Source organism: Roseovarius sp. MBR-6, from assembly GCF_040547525.1.
Classification (GTDB): Bacteria; Pseudomonadota; Alphaproteobacteria; order Rhodobacterales; family Rhodobacteraceae; genus Roseovarius.
This window is the reverse complement of the sequence record NZ_JBEPPW010000017.1, coordinates 43,372-63,223: the sequence shown is the minus strand read 5'-3', so window position 1 is coordinate 63,223 and position 19,852 is coordinate 43,372. Positions and strand designations below refer to the sequence as shown.

Genomic DNA, 19,852 nt, shown 5'->3' with positions numbered 1-19,852 from the left:
ACCAGAAAGGGTAAAGGTGGCCGACTTTTACGCCGCCCGCAGCAGGCTCATCCCGCCGCTACCGTGGCCGACTTTCGCACCGCCGTTCTCAAAATCCACTCATCCCGGCTGTTCAGATTTCCGGAACCACCTCTTACTGTTTTCTTTTCGAAACTGCGCCCCGATGAATTTGGCCGTCCGCAAGTGCTGCAGGCAGTCTCGAACGGCAGGTTGGGGGAAGCTGCGGCGCAGCAATGACCCACCGGCTCAAGTTGTGGATAAGGCCGAAAATGATCATTTTTGGGCCTCAAAACCCTGATCTTTCATCCTATGCAGCACGTCCATGGCGTGCTTGGCTTGGAAATCGGTCGGGATCCTGCGCGGCATCGAGGCGCATATCTGCAGGATCTGCAGGTCCTTAGGTGACAGCTTCCGCTCAGCTTTCCCCCAGTCCATCACCTTGGCCCAGAACTCGGTCCCCAAGTTGACGACCTGGGTCTGGACGTTGATCCCTTCGGTCAACGCCTTCTTCGCCTTCGCGTCCCGCACCGCGGTTCGGACGGACTCAACCAGCGTCAGGCAGCTGGCGAAGTCGTCATCGTAGGCGAGCTGCCTGCCCTTGAGACCATTCCAGCACGCCTGCTGCTTTGCCCACTCTGACATGTTCCGGACGCCGGCCGGTGGGTGCGTGATGACATCGTTGGCCTCGGCCGCGGCGACGAGCAGCGCACGCAACAAGGCGTCCGAGACTGCCTGACGCCGCCAGATGGCGTCGACATCCAGCACCTGCTTGTCGCTGGTTGCGTCATGGAAGACCTTCGCCATGGCGTAGGTCACGATGTTCGCGCGGTAGCCGCCTTCATACCAAGGCTGTTTCGGCACCTCGGTTTCCAGCTTCCTGAAGATGATGGCCTTCGCGATCAGCCGCCGATACCAGAGTTCATCATATCGGGCATCGCTCTTGGCCCAGGCCTCGCCGATTTCCTTGGCAAATTCGGCGAAGTTCTTCTGTGCACCTTTCGAAACCAAGTCAGGATGACCTGCAGCCGAATACTCGAATTTCGCAAGGTCGGTCTTGCTGAAAAGCTGCGCCTTGGGGAACTCCAGGTCGAACTTCTTCTGCTGCGCAGGCGTCAGACGCCCGCGCGCGTTGATGAACTGACCGCGGGACCGCTCGTAGAACCACTTGCTGTCATGGCGCTCGCCTTCGCGGGCCGTGAAGATCACGCTACGCGAGAATTGTTCGATCCGGATGTGGAACGGGTGGTTCGAGAAGAAGTCCGCCGCGTTCACCTTGTTCTGGGTGTTCGCGAACTCGGAAATCTTCGGCACAATTTCCTCTGACCTGTCGGGCGGCACCACGGTCAGCTTCATCTGGACGAAAACCTGCGGAAGCTGCTCACGGGCGTTCTTCAGCCCTGTGTGGATGGAACCTGTCGTCTGGGCACCGTTCACGATCTGCAGATTGCTGATCGAAGCGATCGCAAGACCGTCATCCGTGCGGACGCAGGTTACGTCGTCCGCCGTCGCGGATAGCCCGTTGTTGTAGGGAAAGAACAGCTCCGGCTCTTCCTTGATCGTCTTCTGGATGCCCTTGTTGGTCTTGGCTCGCGCCTGCAGGAACGAGCGCACATTCGCCTCGAGAAGCCGTGCACCCCAGCGGTCGTAGATCGAAGCCAGTTGTTCGCCCGGCACGATCAGGAGGTAGCTTTCCAGTGCAGCGCCCGTCTGTGATGCCTTGAGCGCTGGCAGCGGCCCGCCGAAGTCACTGGCGAAGTCGATCACCATGTCCTCTCGCGCCTGTCCGGAACGGTCGAAACGCTCAAAGCGGGCAAGATCCCAGACCGACCACGTGACCGGAACATCATCGAGTTCCTGCAGCTTCACCGCGTCGTCACGACCGATGTACTGGCGGTTCGATACCAGGATCAGCTTGACCTTGGTGACCTGCGACCACGTCGTGATGATCAGGTCCGAGACCTGAAATGCGGGGCTGACCTCGTTCAGGGCATCACGGAAATCTTCCGTCCGGGCCTTTTTCAGAAAACGGATCAAGGGGTTCAGGATGGGCGGCACATCGCCCTTTCCGAAGGTCTGAATGTCTTCGCTGTCTACGAAGTCGCAGACGATCAGGCCCAACACGCCGCCGCTGTCGCGCGGGTCTCCTGCGTATCCGTCGATCCTGAGCCTCTGCCCGCCCTCGCCGCTCTGGTAGTAGGAACGATCCGCAACCTCGAGTTCGCCTGCTTCCGTCAGGCGCTCGGTCATCCGGTCGAAAAAGGCCTCGACCGGGAAGATCCCGCTGGCGTCGGCTTCGCGGCGGATGTCGGCCATAAGGTTCTGATGGTATTCCTGAAGCTCGCTCATGCCTGTCCACCTTCGGTCAAGCCGACGCGCACATCATCCCAATCCTTGAGAAAAGGCGAACACGCCGACAGCGCTAGCGCGTAGGTGACGCCGGAAACGCCGAGCGGGACCGGTGCAGCGATCCGCGGAAACTCGTCTGTGACCGCGAAAAACTCGGGCGCGGACACGATCCAGCGCCATGCCGAATAGTCGTGCAGGGCATCGTAGCCGACATCCGCGAGGTGCAGGTCCCAATCCATTACCGATGATGGTTCAGTGCGCTCCAGAAGCTCCGTGACCATATCGACATGTTCGGTCAGTGTCCGTCCATGCGGCGGTTGCACCTTGTCGACGGCCAGCACGGCCAGCCAGATCCGCCGATCAGGCACATCGGCCAGCTGATGCTCGCTGGTGATCTTGACGAAAGGCTGAGACGCGCCGCGACGGGCCTTGACCTCGATGCAGTCGGCCTTGAGTTCGAAATCCTTGGGCGCGCCGGATGGTCCCGTCCATGCGGACAGGGCGGGCTTCGGCCCAAGCTCGGCGATCAGAAGCTTCAGAACCTCGATTTCGCCGATCAGGCCCTTCTGCGCCTCCTCGGACAGCACCTCCGGCTTGCCGCCGCGCAGAAGGTAGTGCCACCGGAAAGTGCGCCCGATGGCGCGCTCCAGCGCCTCCGCTTCGGTCTCGGCCAGTTCCCCCGCAGCCATCACGTCGCGGCAGAGCGTCTCGAACAGCTCCATCTGGGCGTTGTCCTTCAGTCGGATATAGAGGATCGGACCACCCGGCAGGGTCTGGAAACGGATTTCAAGGTTCTTGAGCTTGGGGAGGTCCGGGACGGGGCGCGGCAGATCACTGAGCTGCAGAACCAGCGTCGCATCCGCCCGCGGCATGACTGCCCAGAACCAGTTCCATCGTGCCGCGGCATCCACCCGCCGCGTATCGACCTTTCCTGCCTCAAGGCCGGACCAGGGTGTATCATTCGGGATCACCAAGCGCCTCCTCCTCGATCTCTTCCTCGCCGAACATCTCGCGCATGCGGATGGTGTTCACGACATACTCGACGGTCCCGCCACCGATCCTGCTGGACGGGAACGAGAGGCCCCACACAAGCACCCCTTCCGGCATGGTCGGATCGTCCAGCTTCGGCTTGACGAGACGGAGGATCAGCAACGGGCGGCGACCGGGAACTTGGCGGTAGATCCTCGGGTTGACGGTCTTGGGCAGCTTCTGATCTGGCCGGGAAAGGCGGAATGCTTCACGCGCATCGGCAATCTGCGTTGCGGTCAGGCCTTCGGTCTCGTCCTCGGCAGAGCCAATCCGACGGCTGGACCCGCTGAAGGCAAGAACACCGCCCTTTGCGAGGTCCGGATCAACGGATAGCTCGTAGGGCACGATATCGAGCCCTGCAAAAGGTATGGGGTCCATGTCCTTGCGGGTAGAGCTGGCGATGAAGACATCCCATTTCGCAAGCTCATCATCAGCCCGCGCTTCGATGTAATCGTTGATCAACTTGGGATCAGTAAGCGGATTTACCGGACGAAGCCCGGGTTCTGTTCGGTATTTGCGAAGGAAATCCCTGATCGGCTCAACGCCTACCCCGGAGAGCAGGAAGCCCCTTGGCTGTTCGGAGAGAGGTATCCCCGTGCTGGCGGTGGTGGACAGAAGATCCTCGCCCGCACGAAGGTTCACATCAAGCTGCGCGTGGTCGAGGACGATCCGCGTGGTCTCGATCAGGTTCTCGGCCAGCCCGACCTTGACCGGCAACTCCTTTCCCGTCCCCATCTTGTTGCGCGCCGTCACGATCAGCGCCTCGGGGTGGCTGCGCACGGCGAGCCCGAATTGGGCGGGCGTCGCCTTGGCAAGCTCCATCCGCTTCAGCTGGGTCTGCAGGTCGTCCATGGCTTCGTGGATATGGGCATACCAGCCGACGCCATCCGCAGGCATCCAGACGCGGCACAGGTCCTCGTAGCCCGGGCGGTAGCCGAACCAGCGGCCCATCTGCATCAGCGTGTCGTACATCATGGAATTGCGCAGGAAGTAGCTGACAGTCAGCCCTTCGAGGGTCAGGCCCCGCGAAAGGGAGAAGCCACCGACAGCGATCACCGTGATCCCGTGTTCCCCTACATGGTCATAGTCCAGCGCCTGGGCCCGCTTGGAGGCGTTGACCTCGACCACGCGGGCCGCCACCAGAACCTCGTGCAACCGCGCCTGCACCGATGGCCAGTCGCCCCCCTCTGCGTCGGCAAATTCCCGTTTCCATGTCGCATGCAGCGCAGCGATCTCGGGGTTCCGCAGCGCAGCCGGACCCTTTCCGGCGTCGACGGCCACAGCGTCACGGATACACGCCACCACATCGGCGATCCGCGACCGCAAGCGCCCCTGCACGTCCGTAAAGCGCGAGGCGTTGACCAGCATCGACGCATGGCCGGCCTGCTGCCCGCGCGCGTTCCGGATCGCGCGGGCGACGATGAAGGCGCGCACGGCCTCGACCAGACTACCGGGCAGCACATCGACCGGATGGTCGATCCTGTGCTTCATCGGCAGCACGTCCTCGTTGTCGTCGATCAGCCGGATGTGCTGATCACGCGCGTCGAGAAAGATCTTCTGCGCCCCGAAATAATTCGAGGGCGCATCCAGCCCGATGATGAAATCCCGGGGAAACAGGTCCTGTTTCAGCGCCTCGTCATCAGTGTCCGGATCGATGAAGATGTTGGCGAAGGGCGTCGCGGTATAGCCGACGTAGCAACTGCGATGGAACAGCGACAGCAGCTCGCGGATCTGGCTGTTGATCCGCGTCACCTCGTCCCGCTGATAGGCCGTGTTGATCGAGGCGTTGTCGGCCTCGTCATCGATCAGCAGCATCGGCTGGCTGACCATCTGCGTGCTCTGGTGAACGGAATGTTCCTTCAGCCATTCGAGGAGGTTCTTCAACGTGCTGGAGTTCTTCTTGATCACCAGCACCACCGGCACGTTGATCTGGCTCAGCTGCGCGGTGAAAGTCGTGGCCGTCGCCTTGTTGAAATCCCGCAGGGTGTTGGTCAGCGATACGGGAAATTCGCGCTGATCGAACTGACCGACGCCGATGATCTTCTGCCGTTGCGCCTTGTTGGCATGGGCCAGCCGCCCGGTATCCCGCCCGGTGAAGCCTTCGTCGATCCGCGCCTGGGTCTGGTTACGCAGGTTGTTGTGGATGCCCGCGATCACCACGATCAGCCGGTAGCCCGCATCCGCCGCCTTGCAGATCAAGCCGGTATAGTTCGCGGTCTTGCCGCTCTGGACATGCCCCACGACCATGCCCCGGCGGCTCCAGGGGCTCAGGTTGTTCGGGTTGCCGAGGCGGTCCAGAACCTTGTCCGTGACCTCGTCCGTGCCGTCGATCACCGACTTGGGAAGCCCCTTCAGGCCCAGAAGCCTGCGATACCGTCCCCAGTAGAAATCCCCGACTTCGCCATTGATCCGCGCGTCATGAAGCCAGGGCTTGAAGTCTTCGGCATCCACAATCGCACCGAGGCCCATGCTGATGCCGTACTTCTCCTCGATCAGGCGCGCCAGTTCTTCGGCGTCCTCATCCTCGATCTTGCCCGCGAACATCGGGGTTTCGCGCAATTGGGCGATGATGTCGCGAATGGACTGCGCAGTGTGAGGCCCCGCCTGTGACGCCATGTACATGGACGTCATGCCCTCGAGACTGCTGAGAAGCGGGGTCATTGCTGCTCCTTTTCTTCAAGCGTCGTCGCGATGATGCGCTGAGTATCGTCCCAGGCAGACCGAAAGGGATCAACATCCTTCATCAAGGCCATGATTTCCTTGATATCCTTTCGCGCACCCATCAGAACGGAAAGGGTCGCCTGAACAGCCTGTGCAAGGGTGTCTTCGTCCACCCGATCAGGCACGATCTCTTCGGCCGTCCCGGCCATGTCGGCGTGAAGCGTCTCGATCGGCAGGCACGCACCGACCAGAGCGATGCAATTGAAGAAGCCGCGCCGCAGGTCTGGCGGCAGACTTTCGGCAAAGTCCGCGAAGGCCGGATGCTCGACGTTCGGCCTGTAACGGATCTGCCCCTCGGCCTGGATGCGATGCCACATGGGCAAACGCTCGTGATCGACCAGCTTCTGACCGCGCTTGCGGTAGGTACGCTTTGATCCGTCCTGAATCCGCTCGATGACCTTCTTGAGGCGATCCCTGACGATGGGCGGCAACTGCGCCGAGGATTTCTTGACGTCGATCTTCCAGTCAGCGTCCATGCTGTTGGGAATGTCGATCCTGACCCGCGACAGCTTCGTCAATTCCGACTGACGGCACAGGCCGAACCATGTCCCGTACAGGATCAGCCTCTTGCCACGATAGAGATAGAAGCCTTGCGACTTCAGGTGCCCCTCCGGTCCGGCAATGTCTTCCCAGTCCGTCTTGCCCATCTGCTTGTGGTGCGGAAGGGTGAAGCTCTGGATTTCGACATCACCCCGGATCAGCGAAAGCCGCTCCTCGGGGTCGGGAATGGTCGCCGGGTTCTTTCGGGCAAATGGATCGAGAGGCGGAAGCACCCGGCCATTCAGCGAAATCGAAAGCGGTTTTGCGTCTTCCATGAAACGGTGGAAGACGAGACGCAGGTGCCGTTCCGTTTCGGCAATACGCTGATTGATCACCTCGGCCCGCTTTGTGGCGTTGTGGGCATACCCGCCCGACAAGCGATCAAGCTTTTCCCAAAGTACGAGGGTGCCGGTTTCTCCCAGCTTTTCGACCTCGGGAATTCCCGAAACGTCATCCGGCAGCTGCACCGCCCACTCGTTCCGCTCCGCGACATCGTCGAGATCCCAGACAGCCGCCGATGTCCTGCCAGCCCTCCGCGACACGACTGTCAGCCGACGGCATTGCGAAAAACTCGCACTCTTCATGCCAAGACCGAAACGGCCCAGGTCGGGTTCATCCCGTGATGCCAAGGGGTTGCGGCTACCCGGACGCATGGCCGCAATCAATTCTTCTTCCGTCATCCCGCCACCATCATCGATGATGGCGATATGGGGCTCGTCCGCGAAAGTCTCGGTCACGATCCGGACGCGCCGCGCTCCTGCAGTGATCGAATTGTCGATGACATCGGAAATTGCGGTCTCGAGGGAGTAGCCGATATCCCTCAAACCCTCGATCAACGAGGCTGCATGCGGTGTTGCATCGGCGCGACGTGTCGAAACAACTTCCTGCATGCTATCCTTCGTTTCTCCTGGCTTCCCATCAACTTGGCGGCAGGAGCTCGATATTGCAAGGATTTCAGGGCTCTAGTTTACCCTTGTTTGTCAGCGCAGCATGGACAAGATCCGCGATCTGCCGTGCAAGGAACGGCGGCACGGCGTTCCCGACCTGCACGTATTGCTGCGTCCGGTTGCCGATGAACAGATAGTCGTCAGGGAAGGTCTGCAGGCGCGCGGCCTCGCGCACCGTCAGGCTGCGGCACTGGATGGGGTCCGGATGGATGAAGTAGTGACCATCCTTCGAAATGTGGCTCGTAACGGTCGTGGAGGCCTCGCCCGCCAGTTGGACCCGGAACCGGTCGTTGAACTTCCCGCTGTCCCAGTTCTTGTGGTCCGGGCTGATGAGATACGGGAAGTCGGCGGCCTTAGGGCTGTAACCATGCACGTCACCGAACACAGCCGCGAACAGGTAGCGGCCAAGGTCCGGTGCCATGTGCCCCCGCGTCTCGTGCTGCGCCAGCCCGCGCAGCCCCGGCCTTTCCAGCCACTGCAGCAGAGCGTCGTTGGAGGTGCCATACCCCTCTGGCAATCGTGACGCCGAGCGAACCGCCGGGCCGCCCGCCTTCAGCCGTTTCGCGACATCCTTGAAGACGCCCCGGATCTGCGAATTCGCCTTGCCGCCATGAAGATTGGCCAGCAGCCGGGCAGCATCGGCGACAACCGTCCGCCATGCGTCCGGATCATCCTGACCCCGGCTGATCCCGCTGCGCAGCATCGGCATGTTCCCGATCACGTCATCGACCGTTCGGGCAACATCCGACACCGGGACTTCGGCACCGCTAGCGCCCTTTGCAAGGTCGGAGCGTATCCCGATGATGATGACGCGGTGACGGCGCTGCGGCACGCCGAAGCGCTCTGCCCGCACGATGAAATCGGATGGCTGCGCTGCCTCTCGCAAGCTTGCCTTGCCATCTTCGACATGGATCGCGCGCAACTCGTATTGGTGGCCCTTGCCTGTGCCGAGCGATGCCAGGTCCTCCATCAGCATCTCGAACACCAGACGGCTTTCGATAGTCGATGACAGCATGCCCGTTACGTTTTCCATCACGAAGGCCGCCGGGCGCAGGCGGTCGAGAACGCTGATGTATTCCCTGAACAGGTAGTGCCGCTCGTCCTCCTCGGGCACATAGCCGACCTTCCCCTTCGACCGGGCGCGGCCGACCAGAGAATAGGCCTGGCAGGGCGGCCCGCCGATCAGGATCGTGTCGTCGTAGCCCTGGCGCAGGCTCGTGATGGCTGCGTCCATGGCCTTGGCTGCGTCCTCGGTCCCGAGCTCAAGGCAGCGCGCTTCTGCCTCGGCCCGCGCCCATGCATGGGCATCGACCTCGTGCCAGTCCGGTTCGTCCGAAAGCCCCGCATGAAAATCGATGAAGGCTTGCGGCAGCGTTCCGTGCCGCGCCTGATGTTCCCGCAGAAACGCCCGCAACCGAAGCGTCCGGTGCGCCGAGGCTTCCTTTTCGACCGAGATGCCGATGTGGAAGGGCGCGTGGTCACCCACATTGAGGCAGGAGAAACCCTCGCCCAGCCCGCCAGGACCGGCAAACAGATCGACAATGCCGAATTTGGCTGGCAAATCAGGGACCTCTCGTCAGGGGACTGATGCCTGTATACCAGGTGAGAAGGACGATGCCAGGAGCCAAATGGCAGATATTGTCAACAAGGAGACCCGTTCCCGGATGATGTCGGGAATACGCGGCAAGGATACGCGGCCCGAGCTGTTGCTGCGCCGCGCCCTTCATGCGCGCGGGTTCCGCTACCGACTTCACCCCAAGACCATGCGCGGCCGACCGGATATGGTCCTGACCAAACACAGGGTCGCAGTCTTCGTGCATGGATGCTTCTGGCATCGGCACGAAGGCTGTCGATTTGCATCGACGCCTGCCACGCGCCCCGAATTCTGGGCGGCAAAGTTCGCAGCCAATATCCGGCGCGATCAGAAAGTCGTGACAGCGCTGTCGGAAAATGGCTGGCGGATCGCGATTGTCTGGGAATGCGCGCTGAAAAAGCAGGCCAATGTTGATCTCACCGTCGAGCAATTGGCGGATTGGATACTCGAAGGCGGATCTTTCATTGAAATCGGCGAGAAGGATGCGGGTTCATGAGCGGCTTTAGCGCCGAAACTCATGATAGGTCCTTCGAATTCGTCAGACCTTCTCCAATCGCCCCCGCAGATACCGCTCCACCCCGATCGCCAACGAAAAAGCCGGAGCACCAAGCACCAGCGCACCCGCAGACACCGCCGCGACGGCCACCATCGCCATGGCCTCAGCCCCAAGCAGCATCACCGTCGCCCAGCTAGCCAGATAAGCCACCCCGCACAACCTTGCCGACAAGAACCGCGAGACGATGGCGACGCTGGAAAAAGAGAACGCAAGGTGGGCGGAGATTGTCAAACCTTCCGCCGAAAAGCGTCAAACCCGATCCGAGTAAGGACAGACATGACCACAAAACCCAACCATTTCAGCTTGTTAGATGGTGCCCGGGGGCGGAATCGAACCACCGACACGAGGATTTTCAATCCACTGCTCTACCCCTGAGCTACCCGGGCAACGGGGAAAGGACATGGCCTTTGGGTGGGCGTTTCTTAGGCGAGGCGACGCGGGGTGTCCAGAGGGATTGAGCGGGAACACGAAGGTTTTGTGGCGGTTTTCCGACCGTGCGGAGCACCTCCGCCCGGCCCGTTGGACGCGGGCTTGATTTCACTCTGGCGCATCGTGCGTTTTTATGCTTTTTTTCCCACAAGGGGGAGAAATCGCTTTTGTTCAGCTTTGGCGACATGATTGCGGAAGCGCTTGGCCTGATCCTGGCATGGGACCGGGAGCTGAGCGCGATCGTCGTGCTGTCGCTCAGGGTGACGCTCTCGGCGGTGGCGCTGGCCTGTGTGATCGGGCTGCCACTGGGCGCGCTGATCGGCGCCTTCCGGTTTCCGGGCCGGGGCGCGGCGAGCGTGGCGCTGAATGCCTTGATGGGGCTGCCGCCGGTGGTGGTAGGGCTCTTCGTCTATCTGCTGCTCTCGGCCTCGGGGCCGCTCGGGCCGCTGCAATTGCTCTACACCCCCACGGCGATGATCATCGCGCAGACGATCCTTGTCACCCCCATCGTCGCGGCGCTGACGAAACAGGTGGTCGAGGATCTGCACGGCGAATATGCCGAGCAGTTCGCCTCTTTCGGTGTTTCGGCGCGCGGGCGGGTCGCGGCCCTTCTCTGGGATGCGCGCTACAGCCTGCTGACCGTCGCGCTCGCCGGGTTCGGGCGCGCGGTGGCCGAGGTGGGGGCGGTGCTGATCGTGGGGGGCAACATCAACCATGTCACCCGCGTGATGACCACGACCATCGCGCTCGAGACCTCCAAGGGCAATCTGCAACTGGCGCTGGCGCTCGGCGTGATCCTGCTTGGCCTTGCGGTGGTGGTCAATGCCGGGGTGATGGCGCTCCGGGCCTCGGCGGTGAGGGCGGCCTATGCGTGACACGGTGATGGAGAGCGCACAGGACTGTGCCGCCCCGATCCTGACGGCGCGCGGGCTGGGCTTTTGCGCGGGCGGGCAGGCGCTGTTGCAGGGCGTCGATCTGGAGATCGCGCGCGGGCGGCGCACGATGATCATGGGCGCGAACGGGGCGGGCAAGAGCCTTCTGTTGCGGCTGTTGCACGGGCTTCTGCCGCCCTCCTCGGGCGAGGTGATCTGGCAGGGCGCGCGCTGCGCTCAGGCGATGGTGTTCCAGCGTCCGGTGATGCTGCGCCGCTCGGCCCTCGCCAATCTGCGCTTTGCGCTCCGGGTGCAGGGTCTGGGATGGCGCGCGCGCGCGGCGCGGGCGCAAGAGGCGCTGGAAATGGCGCATCTCACCGGCAAGGCGCACCAGCCTGCGCGGCTTCTTTCGGGCGGCGAGCAGCAACGGCTGGCGGTGGCGCGCGCGCTTGTCTGCGAGCCGGAATTGCTGTTTCTGGACGAGCCGACATCGAGCCTCGATCCGGCGTCGACCCAGATGATCGAGGATCTGGTGAACGCGGCCCATACGCGCGGCGTGACGGTGGTCATGGTCACGCATGACCGGGGGCAGGCGCGGCGCATGGGCGACGATGTGATCTTTCTCCATGCCGGGCGCGTGGCAGAGACGGGGCCGCGCGATCAGCTGCTCGACGCGCCCCGCTCCGAGGCAGCCCGGGCCTGGATGGCCGGGCGGCTTTATACCCGAACCGATTTCTGACACTCAAAAGGAGACCACTATGCTTCGACGTCATCTGCTTTCGCTTGCGCTTGGGGCGGCGCTTGCGCTTGGGGCCGGAACGGCCCGGGCGCAGGAGTTCATCCTGGTGCAATCCACCACCTCGACGCAGAATTCGGGCCTCTTTGACCATATCCTGCCGATCTTTCAGGACAAGACCGGCATCGAGGTGCGGGTTGTCGCGGTCGGCACGGGGCAGGCGATCAAGAATGCCGAGAACGGCGATGGCGACGTGCTTTTCGTCCATGCCAAGGCGGCGGAAGAGAAATTCGTGGCCGAGGGGCACGGGGTCAGCCGCGCGGATGTGATGTATAATGATTTCGTCATCGTCGGTCCGGCGGATGATCCCGCCGGTGTGGCAGGCATGAGCGACGTGACCGCCGCGTTAACCAGGATCAGCGAGGCCGAAGCCCCCTTCGCCTCGCGCGGCGATGACAGCGGCACCCACAAGGCCGAACTGCGCCTGTGGAAGGCCGCCGGGATCGACGTGCAGGCAGCCTCGGGCGGCTGGTATCGTGAAACCGGCTCGGGCATGGGGGCCACGCTCAACACCGGCACCGGCATGGGCGCCTATGTCATGACCGACCGCGCCACCTGGATCGCCTTCGGCAACAAGGGCGATTACCGGATCGCGGTCGAGGGCGACGCGAGGATGTTCAACCAGTATGGCATCATCCTCGTGAACCCCGAGAAGCACCCGGGCGTCAAGGCCGAAGCGGGACAGACCTTCATCGACTGGGTGCTCTCGGACGAGGGGCAGGCCGCGATTGCCAGCTACAAGGTGGACGGCCAGCAACTCTTCTTTCCCAACGCGGGGGGCTGAGCGCGCTCTGCCTTTTCTGCCCCCACGGCACCAGAGGGCCCCGCAATCCGCGAGCCCTTTGCAGTAAATGATGCAGCACGGAACTGAGAGTCGTTCAGGATAACGCGATGACAAAGATCCAGCTCCCGAAGATTTCTTTGGGAGCTGGATGCGATGAATGTCGGCTGTTCGGACCAAGTTGCCGTCCGGTCATGTAGAAATGGCAATTCTTCTGAAAGTGTCGGGATAATCGAGCACGAGACCCGCTTCATCAACTTCTAGCTCTGCGGTGAAAGCTCGGAATAGGCCCTCGTAGCGATAGCGCTGATCTGGCGTCAGGCAGGTGTATCGCTGATCTGCCCGTTGCGGCAGAAAATTACCGTCGATCTGATCGGGTAGAGGAACATAGGCAACCGTAATATCACGACTCTCCCCCGCCTTTAGCTTCAGGCGCTTGATGGGAAGAGTGTTCGTGGCCGGGGTAATCCCGATATCAACATCAATGCAACCATCCAAGGCTGGAAGCGCCCTGTTTCCGATCACGTCGTGCCAATTTCCGTCACCATCGGATTGCACATGCAGGCATGGACCACCGACATATTCAACACGGATCTCACGCGTCCTGAAATCAGGGGTGGTGCGGACAAAGTAGTGCCCACCATATGCTCCGTGACGGGTTCCTGCGACTACTCCCTCAAGCACCAATCCCTCGGCATCTTGACGGCAGACGCAATGTTCAAGCCCACGACCCTCCCAGTCCGTCCAGCGCACAACCGCCATTGTTTCTCCCCTACCAAGTGAACAACAGGGAAACACTATGATAGGTCCAAATGGCAGTAAAGGGCTCGAAGCGGTCATCTTGCTCCGAACCCACTGCGGGTACTCACGCGCATCATTTACTGCAAAGGGTTGGCGCAATCCGGGGCCTTTTTCATGGCGAGAGCCAGCGCACCGTGCCCATACCGCTCACGTCATAGCCGCCGAAGGCCGCGGCCTTGGCGGCAACCGTGTCGGAGCGCATGAAGGCCACGAGGCGCTGGACCGGCTCGGTGAAATAGGCGCGGCGGTCGATCAGCAGGTCGAACCGCTCGCGCAGGAGCGGGCGAAAGGTGAGGCGGAACTGGCGCGCCATGGCCTCGATCCCCAGCGTCGCCTCGGCCTCGCCCGCCGCCACGGCCGCCGCCGCATCGCTTTCGGTATGGGCCGGGCTTGGCGGGGTGATGAGATCGGCGGGGGTCATCCCCGCCTCGGCCATCAGCCGGGCAAAGAGCGCGGTGGTGCCCGCCCCCTCCTGCCGCAGGATCACGCGCCGCCCGCGCAGATCGGCAAAGCCCTTCACCATCTCGGCGACCGAGGGCGCGAGGATGAGGCCGCGCGTGCGCCGCGCCCAGCCGATCAGCACCGCGTCGCGCAGGCCCTGTTCCGCCACGGCCTCGGTGTTCCAGCCCTCCGCACCGGGGATGTGCAGCCCCGCAAGCGCCGCGCGCCCCTCGGCGAAGGCTGCAAGCCCCGCACGGCTGCCATTCCAGAGCGTCGCCATGCCCGCCCCGCTCTCGCGCAGCGCCCAGTCAAGCAAGGGATCGTGCGAGCCGGTGACGAGCGCGGGGCGCTCGGCGGGGCGCGCGCCACCCTCGCCCTCGATCCAGCCCATGATCTCGGCCTGGGGAAAGAGCAGCTTGCCGGTGATCTTGCGATGCGGGATCTCGCCGGTGGCCACCATGTCATAGACCTTGCGCTCCTTGACGCGCAGGAGGTCGGCAACCTCGCGGGTGGTAAGATAGGTGGGGCTGTCCATGTGGCGGGGCCTCGGGCGGTGATCCTGTCCCTGCCTAGCCGATTCCGACGGGGAAATCAGCAGCAAAGCGGCCTCAGAGGCGGTTCAGCGGCAGTTTGAGCATGGGGCGGCCATCGGGATCGGTCGGCACCTCGCCGCCGCGCATGTTGACCTGCAAGGACGGCAGGATCAGGCGCGGCACGGCAAGCGTGGCGTCGCGCTCGGTGCGGAACTTGACGAACTCTTCCCGCGTCCTGCCTCCGCCGACATGGATATTGTGGGCCTTCTCGTTGGCCACGGTCGTCTCCCACGCGATGTCGCGGCCGTTGGGGCCGTAATCGTGGCACATGAAAAGGCGCATGGCGTCGGGGAGCGAGAGAACTTTCTGGATCGAATCGTAAAGCTGCCCCGCATCGCCGCCGGGAAAATCGGCCCGCGCCGAGCCGCCATCGGGCATGAAGAGCGTATCGCCGACAAAGGCCGCATCGCCCATCACATGCGTCATGCAGGCGGGGGTATGGCCGGGCGTGTGCAGCGCGAAACAGGGCATTTCGCCCACGTGATAGGTGTCGCCGTCCTTGAACAGCCGGTCGAACTGGCTGCCGTCGCGCTGAAACTCGGTGCCCTCGTTGAAGATCTTGCCGAACGTGTCCTGCACGATCAGGATATGCTCGCCGATGCCGATCTGGCCGCCGAGACGGTCCTGAATGTAAGGCGCGGCGCTGAGATGGTCGGCATGGACATGGGTTTCGATGATCCACTCGAGCCGCAGGCCCTGCGCCTCGATATGAGAAATGATCTTGTCGGCCTCGGCATGGGTGATCCGGCCCGCGGCCATGTCGATCTCCATCACCGGGTCGATCACGGCGCAGGCGTCGGAGGCGGGATCCTTCACCACATAGCTGATGGTGTTGGTGTCTGCGTCGAAAAATCCCGTGACCTCGGGATGCACACCCATGTCGAGGGGAAGGCTCGTCATGCCGTGGCCCGCGGCGCGCCGCGCGCCTGTGCCATGCGGGCAACCCAGATGCCCGCGACCAGCGCCGCGATGAAGGCCGCCACCTCCCATTTGCCGGAGCCGAGCGCCGGGAGCGCCGCGCCGGGGCAGAACCCGGCGATGCCCCAGCCAAGGCCGAACACCGCCGAGCCGCCAACAAGCCGCGCGTCGATGTCGCGCGCGGTCGGCAGCAGGAATTTCGCCTCGATCACCGGCGCGGGGCGGCGCAGCACGAAACGGTAGCCGATGAAGGTGGTGATCAGCGCGCCGCCCATCACAAAGGCAAGGCTCGGGTCCCATGTCCCGGCGATATCGAAGAAGTTGAGCACCTTGGCGGGGTTGATCATGCCCGATATGGCGATGCCGACACCGAAGATGAGACCGACAATGAAAGCAGACAAAAGACGCATGGCTCAGACCCCCAGCACGTGACGGATGACATAGACCGTGGCAAAGCAGACCACCATGAAGGTGAGCGTGGCCACGATCGAGCGTGGCGAAAGCCGCGCCATGCCGCAAACCCCGTGCCCCGAGGTGCAGCCCGAACCATAGGTCACGCCGATGCCGACGATGAAGCCGCCGACAAGGATCATCGGCAGGCTGACCGGCACATCGACGGCGGGCATTTGCCCGGTAACGGCCAGCACCAGAAGCGGCCCCGCGATCATGCCCGCCACCATCGCCGCGCGCCAGCTCCGCTCGCCGGGTGCAGTGCCGGTGACAAGCCCGGCGAGGATCCCGGTCGCGCCCATGATGCGCCCTTGCAGGAACATCAGCATCACGGCAGACAGGCCGATCAGCACACCGCCCGCCAGGGATTGCAGCGGGGTGAAAGCGGTTTCCAATCCGGTCATGACGTCTCTCCCTTCGATCCGGTCGCACATGGTGCCACCAACATATATTCAAAACAGAATATAATAGGCCGCACGCGGTTTAACAGTGGGAATCTGCGTGTCACAGGATCGTGACCGCAAAAATTCGCCGCAAAATTGGTCACTCGGCGGGGATCACCTCGAACTGCACCGAGGAATACCACTCCGACACGACGCGGATCTCGTCGTTGGTCATCTCCGCCGCGATGCCGCTCATGATGTCATGGACGCGCTTGCCCGAGCGGAACGCCTTGAGCTGCGTGTCGAGATACATCACCGTCTCGCCCGCCAGATTGGGGGCGTCCTCGATGCGCGCGATGCCATCCGCGCCGTGGCAGGCAACGCAAGCCTCGGGCGCGCCTGCCGCTTCCTGACCGGGGCCGAGCGTGGCCACCGGGGTTTGCGCGCCATACCAGGCCGCCAGATCGGCAATCGCCTGATCGCTCAGCCCCGCCGCCACCACGCTCATCATCTCATGCACACGGGTGCCGTCCCGGAACGCGGTCAGCTGATGCCGGAGATAGGCCGGGTTCTCACCGCCGATATGCGGCACGATGGGCATTTTTGCATAGCCCTCGATGCCGTGGCAGGTGCGGCATTGCCGCGCCAGGTCGCGCCCCGAGGCGGGATCGCCCGGCCCCTCCTGCGCCAAGGCCGTCTGGGCGAGGAAACCCCCGCCCAGAACCAGAATAGAGGCTTTCAGCATCAGTTCCCCTCGTAGGAGATGCGATAGATCGCCCCGGCCAGATCGTCCGAGACCAGCAGCGAGCCGTCGCGCAACTGCGCCACATCGACCGGCCGCCCGAGATATTCACCGTTCTCGTCAAGCCAGCCCTCGGCGAAAGGCTCCATCGTGGCGTTGCCGTCGGCGTCGATATGGGTGACCATGACGCGCGCGCCGACCGGCTCGGTGCGGTTCCACGATCCGTGCTGCGCCGAGAAGATGGCATTTTTATAATGCGCCGGGAACTGTTTGCCGGTGTAGAAGACCATCCCGAGATCGGCGGCATGGGCCACGGTTTCCACGGCGGGCATGACCACCTCGACCGGCACCTCTTCGCCCTTGTATTCATTGGTCCGCACCGATCCACCCCCATACCAGGGGTGACCGAAATGCTGGCCCATCTCGGTCTGGCGATTGAGTTCACCCGGCGGGATATCGTCGCCCATCCCGTCCACCTGATTGTCGGTCCACCACAGCTCGCCGGTTTCGGGGTGGAAATCCTGACCCACCGAATTGCGCACGCCGTAGGTATAGACCTCGCGGCCGGTGCCATCGGTATTCATGCGGATGATGCCACCGATCCCCCATTTCTTGTATTTTTCCAGCCGGTCCGCCGGGGCCACGTTGAAGGGCTGGCCAAGCGAGATGTAGATCTTGCCATCCGGCCCGATATCGCAGACCCGCGCGGTGTGGTTGAAGCTTTCCTCGTCCTCGGGGATCAGATCGCCCTTGGCGACAAGGTTGAAGGCCGCCACATCGGGGCTTTCATAAAAGAACTCGGCGGCGGGGAAGAGCAGGACGCGGTTCTGCTCGGCGATATAAAGAAACCCGTCCGGCGAGAAGCAGGGACCATTGGGGATGGAAAAGCGCAGCGAGGGCGCGAAATCCTTGACCTCGTCGGCGACGCGGTCCTTGTTGCGGTCGGTGACGGACCAGACCTTGTCCTTGCGCGTTCCCACGAAGGTCACGATGCCCTGCGGCCCCACGGCCATGTGGCGCGCATCGGGCACCACGGCGTAAAGCTCGATCTTGAAGCCATCGGGCAGTTTGATCCGCTTCAGCGTCTCGCGGATGCCGTCGGCATAGGGGCCGGTCTGGTCGATGAAGGTAAACTCGGTGACGCCGGTGCTCTGGAAATTCGACAGCTTTTCGAGATTGTCAGGCACGTTGGCGGCCTGCGCCTGAGCCAGCCCGGCGCTGAGGGCAAGCGTTGCGATGGATGACAGAAGATATTTCATTTGGTCCTCCCGGTTGAACGTCTGGTCGTTGCCGCCCAAGAGTTGGCGGGCGGTGCTTCAGCCTCGTTACATCAACTGAAGTGGCGCGCGCTCTCCCCTTCGCACACCGGAGCAGGGGCCGACGCACGCGACGACTCCCGGTTGAGAGGGTATCCCGGTTTTCGAGAAGGGCAAGCCCCGTCCGCGACATTCCGACACAGACAAAAGGCGGTGGTGGCAGGGCGTGGACCGTCCTGCCACCGTCATGCAATCAGTTCGCGGCGATCGCTGCGGGTGTCGTCAAAAGCGAAGGAATGAACTGCTGAACGACCCGGTTCCACTTGGTGATGGGCTGCTCCTCGACGAAGATGATGTCGTTGGGGCGCATTTCCAGCCGCGTGGCCAGCGTCATGTTGGCGGCATTGCGCATGTCCAGATGCCAGGCTGTCACGGCCCCGAATTCCGCCGGATCCTGCGACGGGCGCAGGACGTAGACATTGGCCGGATTGCCGGACATGTTCGGATAGCCGCCTTCACCATAAAGCACATCGGCGAGCATCGCCTTTTGCGCATAGGGCAGGGCTACGCGGTTTTGCCGCGTGACCTCGCCCGCGAGATAGACGTAATCGCGTTTTTCCGCGCCCAGATCCGAACGCGCCTGGAAATTGGACCGCTGTTCCGCGAGCAGGCCGCGGCGCATCGACATTTCGGTCTCCATCATGTCGAGCACGTCCTTGCGCGCCTGACTGCGAAGGCGGATCACATCCACCTCCTGCCGATAGAATTCAAACGCGCGGTCGAGGTCGTAATTGATGTCCACAAACACCGCATCGCCGTCGCGCAGCGTCAGTTCCCGCATTTCGGGGCGCGCCAGATAGTCCTCATAGGGGATCTGGTAGAGCGTGCCGTCGCGATAGATGCGGATCGAGGCGAATTCCGCGTCCTGCACCTCGACCCCGCCGGTCGCGGTCAGCGCATCGCCCAGCGTAAGCGGCACCAGCGTGATCGGAACGCGCGCAGCGTTGCGCACCGCGCCGCCGACTGTCACGCGCTGCGAGTTGAAATCGCTCACTTCCAGCGCGAAGGCAGGATCGACCTGATTGTCCAGCAAGAAGCGGAAAATCCGGTCCTGTGCCTCGGTCAGCGTCAGCCCGCCGATCTCGACACGCCCGATATCGGGAATGGAAATGGAGCCGTCATCCGACACCACATAACCCTGACGCTGTTGCTGGGCCGCGAGCAGGCCGGACAGTTGCTCGAGCGAACTGTTGCTGCCGCTTTTGGTGGCCAGCAACACCACATCCCCCACCCCGATGCGGTAGGGCTGGCGCGGCAAATCCTGCGGCGGGCGCAATTCCAGGCGTCCGGGGCGTCTGTCCGGCGCTTCCGGCGCGGCGGGCAGCGCCCCCAGGCCCGTGCCTTGCGACGCGGAGGCCACCGAATAGAACTCCTGCGGAAGGTTGCGCGGGCTGTAGGCGCTGCGATTGGCCAAAAGCACGGTTTCGGGCGTGACCTTGATTTCGCGCACGTCAAGCCCGGTGCCGACGTTGCGGCTCACCTTGGGGCTTTGATAGACGACCCCACATGCCGACAGGACCAGCGACATGGCAAGTGCCACAACGATTGCGCCCCGTTTAGTGGCCTGCGCCTCAACCTGTCCCATATGCATTCTCCG

19 protein-coding genes and 1 tRNA gene are annotated in these 19,852 nt (G+C 63.0%); 5 read left to right on the top strand and 15 right to left on the bottom strand.

Going from position 1 to position 19,852, the window contains the following annotated elements; all coding sequences use genetic code 11:
- On the top strand, positions 1–237 hold a 237-nt coding region (locus tag ABIE57_RS16950), incomplete at its 5' end, for a hypothetical protein (protein WP_354540212.1).
- A 36-nt stretch (positions 238–273) separates the two neighbouring features.
- On the opposite strand, the gene ABIE57_RS16945 is transcribed toward ABIE57_RS16950, so the two are convergent.
- The 5 genes from ABIE57_RS16945 to ABIE57_RS16925 all read right to left on the bottom strand — a co-directional run bounded on the left by ABIE57_RS16945 (position 274) and on the right by ABIE57_RS16925 (position 9,144).
- Positions 274–2,346: an AIPR family protein gene (locus ABIE57_RS16945; RefSeq protein WP_354540211.1), complete on the bottom strand. Its 2,073-nt coding sequence runs from the start codon at positions 2,344–2,346 to the stop codon at positions 274–276.
- Positions 2,343–3,317, bottom strand: a complete 975-nt coding sequence (locus ABIE57_RS16940; protein WP_354540210.1) for a PD-(D/E)XK motif protein — start codon at positions 3,315–3,317, stop codon at positions 2,343–2,345. Before ABIE57_RS16940 ends, ABIE57_RS16945 begins: the two co-directional genes overlap by 4 nt.
- Complete coding sequence (locus tag ABIE57_RS16935) at positions 3,304–6,036, bottom strand: Z1 domain-containing protein (RefSeq protein ID WP_354540209.1); 2,733 nt, start codon at positions 6,034–6,036, stop codon at positions 3,304–3,306. Before ABIE57_RS16935 ends, ABIE57_RS16940 begins: the two co-directional genes overlap by 14 nt.
- Positions 6,033–7,526, bottom strand: coding sequence for an ATP-binding protein (locus ABIE57_RS16930; RefSeq protein WP_354540208.1), 1,494 nt, complete (start codon positions 7,524–7,526; stop codon positions 6,033–6,035). The genes ABIE57_RS16935 and ABIE57_RS16930 overlap by 4 nt, the downstream gene beginning before the upstream one ends.
- A 64-nt stretch (positions 7,527–7,590) precedes the next feature.
- Positions 7,591–9,144: a DNA cytosine methyltransferase gene (locus ABIE57_RS16925; protein WP_354540207.1), complete on the bottom strand. Its 1,554-nt coding sequence runs from the start codon at positions 9,142–9,144 to the stop codon at positions 7,591–7,593.
- Positions 9,145–9,211: 67 nt separating this feature from the next.
- On the opposite strand from ABIE57_RS16925, the gene ABIE57_RS16920 reads away from it, so the two are divergent.
- The gene (locus ABIE57_RS16920; RefSeq protein ID WP_354540206.1) at positions 9,212–9,673 is read left to right on the top strand and encodes a very short patch repair endonuclease; all 462 of its coding nucleotides are present in this window, start codon (positions 9,212–9,214) and stop codon (positions 9,671–9,673) included.
- Between the two features lie 42 nt (positions 9,674–9,715).
- Here the strand turns inward: ABIE57_RS16920 and ABIE57_RS16915 are convergent, their stop codons facing one another.
- Together ABIE57_RS16915 and ABIE57_RS16910 are read right to left on the bottom strand one after the other, a co-directional pair.
- Positions 9,716–9,883, bottom strand: a complete 168-nt coding sequence (locus ABIE57_RS16915) for a hypothetical protein (protein ID WP_354540205.1) — start codon at positions 9,881–9,883, stop codon at positions 9,716–9,718.
- 161 nt (positions 9,884–10,044) lie between these two features.
- Positions 10,045–10,119, bottom strand: a tRNA-Phe gene (locus ABIE57_RS16910).
- A 228-nt stretch (positions 10,120–10,347) separates the two neighbouring features.
- Here ABIE57_RS16910 and ABIE57_RS16905 point away from each other — a divergent pair.
- The 3 genes from ABIE57_RS16905 to ABIE57_RS16895 are packed head-to-tail and all read left to right on the top strand — an operon-like array spanning position 10,348 to position 12,614.
- A complete protein-coding gene (locus ABIE57_RS16905; RefSeq protein WP_354540204.1) occupies positions 10,348–11,037 on the top strand; it encodes an ABC transporter permease in 690 nt (229 codons plus the stop codon).
- On the top strand, positions 11,030–11,773 hold the full coding sequence (locus ABIE57_RS16900) for an ATP-binding cassette domain-containing protein (RefSeq protein ID WP_354540203.1): 744 nt from the start codon (positions 11,030–11,032) through the stop codon (positions 11,771–11,773). The genes ABIE57_RS16905 and ABIE57_RS16900 overlap by 8 nt, the downstream gene beginning before the upstream one ends.
- 19 nt (positions 11,774–11,792) lie before the next feature.
- On the top strand, positions 11,793–12,614 hold the full coding sequence (locus ABIE57_RS16895; RefSeq protein ID WP_354540202.1) for an ABC transporter substrate-binding protein: 822 nt from the start codon (positions 11,793–11,795) through the stop codon (positions 12,612–12,614).
- Positions 12,615–12,803: 189 nt separating this feature from the next.
- Here the strand turns inward: ABIE57_RS16895 and ABIE57_RS16890 are convergent, their stop codons facing one another.
- The 8 genes from ABIE57_RS16890 to ABIE57_RS16855 all read right to left on the bottom strand — a co-directional run bounded on the left by ABIE57_RS16890 (position 12,804) and on the right by ABIE57_RS16855 (position 19,840).
- Entirely contained in the window at positions 12,804–13,373 is a 570-nt protein-coding gene (locus ABIE57_RS16890; RefSeq protein ID WP_354540201.1) for a putative glycolipid-binding domain-containing protein, read from the bottom strand.
- 151 nt (positions 13,374–13,524) lie between these two features.
- On the bottom strand, positions 13,525–14,388 hold the full coding sequence (locus ABIE57_RS16885) for a substrate-binding domain-containing protein (protein ID WP_354540200.1): 864 nt from the start codon (positions 14,386–14,388) through the stop codon (positions 13,525–13,527).
- A gap of 73 nt (positions 14,389–14,461) precedes the next feature.
- On the bottom strand, positions 14,462–15,346 hold the full coding sequence (locus ABIE57_RS16880; protein WP_354540199.1) for an MBL fold metallo-hydrolase: 885 nt from the start codon (positions 15,344–15,346) through the stop codon (positions 14,462–14,464).
- Positions 15,343–15,774, bottom strand: a complete 432-nt coding sequence (locus ABIE57_RS16875; protein WP_354540198.1) for a DUF6691 family protein — start codon at positions 15,772–15,774, stop codon at positions 15,343–15,345. Before ABIE57_RS16875 ends, ABIE57_RS16880 begins: the two co-directional genes overlap by 4 nt.
- 3 nt (positions 15,775–15,777) lie before the next feature.
- Complete coding sequence (locus ABIE57_RS16870) at positions 15,778–16,218, bottom strand: YeeE/YedE family protein (protein ID WP_354540197.1); 441 nt, start codon at positions 16,216–16,218, stop codon at positions 15,778–15,780.
- Between the two features lie 139 nt (positions 16,219–16,357).
- Positions 16,358–16,942: a c-type cytochrome gene (locus tag ABIE57_RS16865; RefSeq protein WP_354540196.1), complete on the bottom strand. Its 585-nt coding sequence runs from the start codon at positions 16,940–16,942 to the stop codon at positions 16,358–16,360.
- The gene (locus tag ABIE57_RS16860; RefSeq protein WP_354540195.1) at positions 16,942–18,198 is read right to left on the bottom strand and encodes a PQQ-dependent sugar dehydrogenase; all 1,257 of its coding nucleotides are present in this window, start codon (positions 18,196–18,198) and stop codon (positions 16,942–16,944) included. Before ABIE57_RS16860 ends, ABIE57_RS16865 begins: the two co-directional genes overlap by 1 nt.
- Positions 18,199–18,448: 250 nt before the next feature.
- Positions 18,449–19,840 (bottom strand): polysaccharide biosynthesis/export family protein, encoded by a 1,392-nt coding sequence (locus ABIE57_RS16855; protein ID WP_354540194.1) that lies wholly within the window; start codon positions 19,838–19,840, stop codon positions 18,449–18,451.
- Positions 19,841–19,852 lie beyond the last annotated feature (12 nt).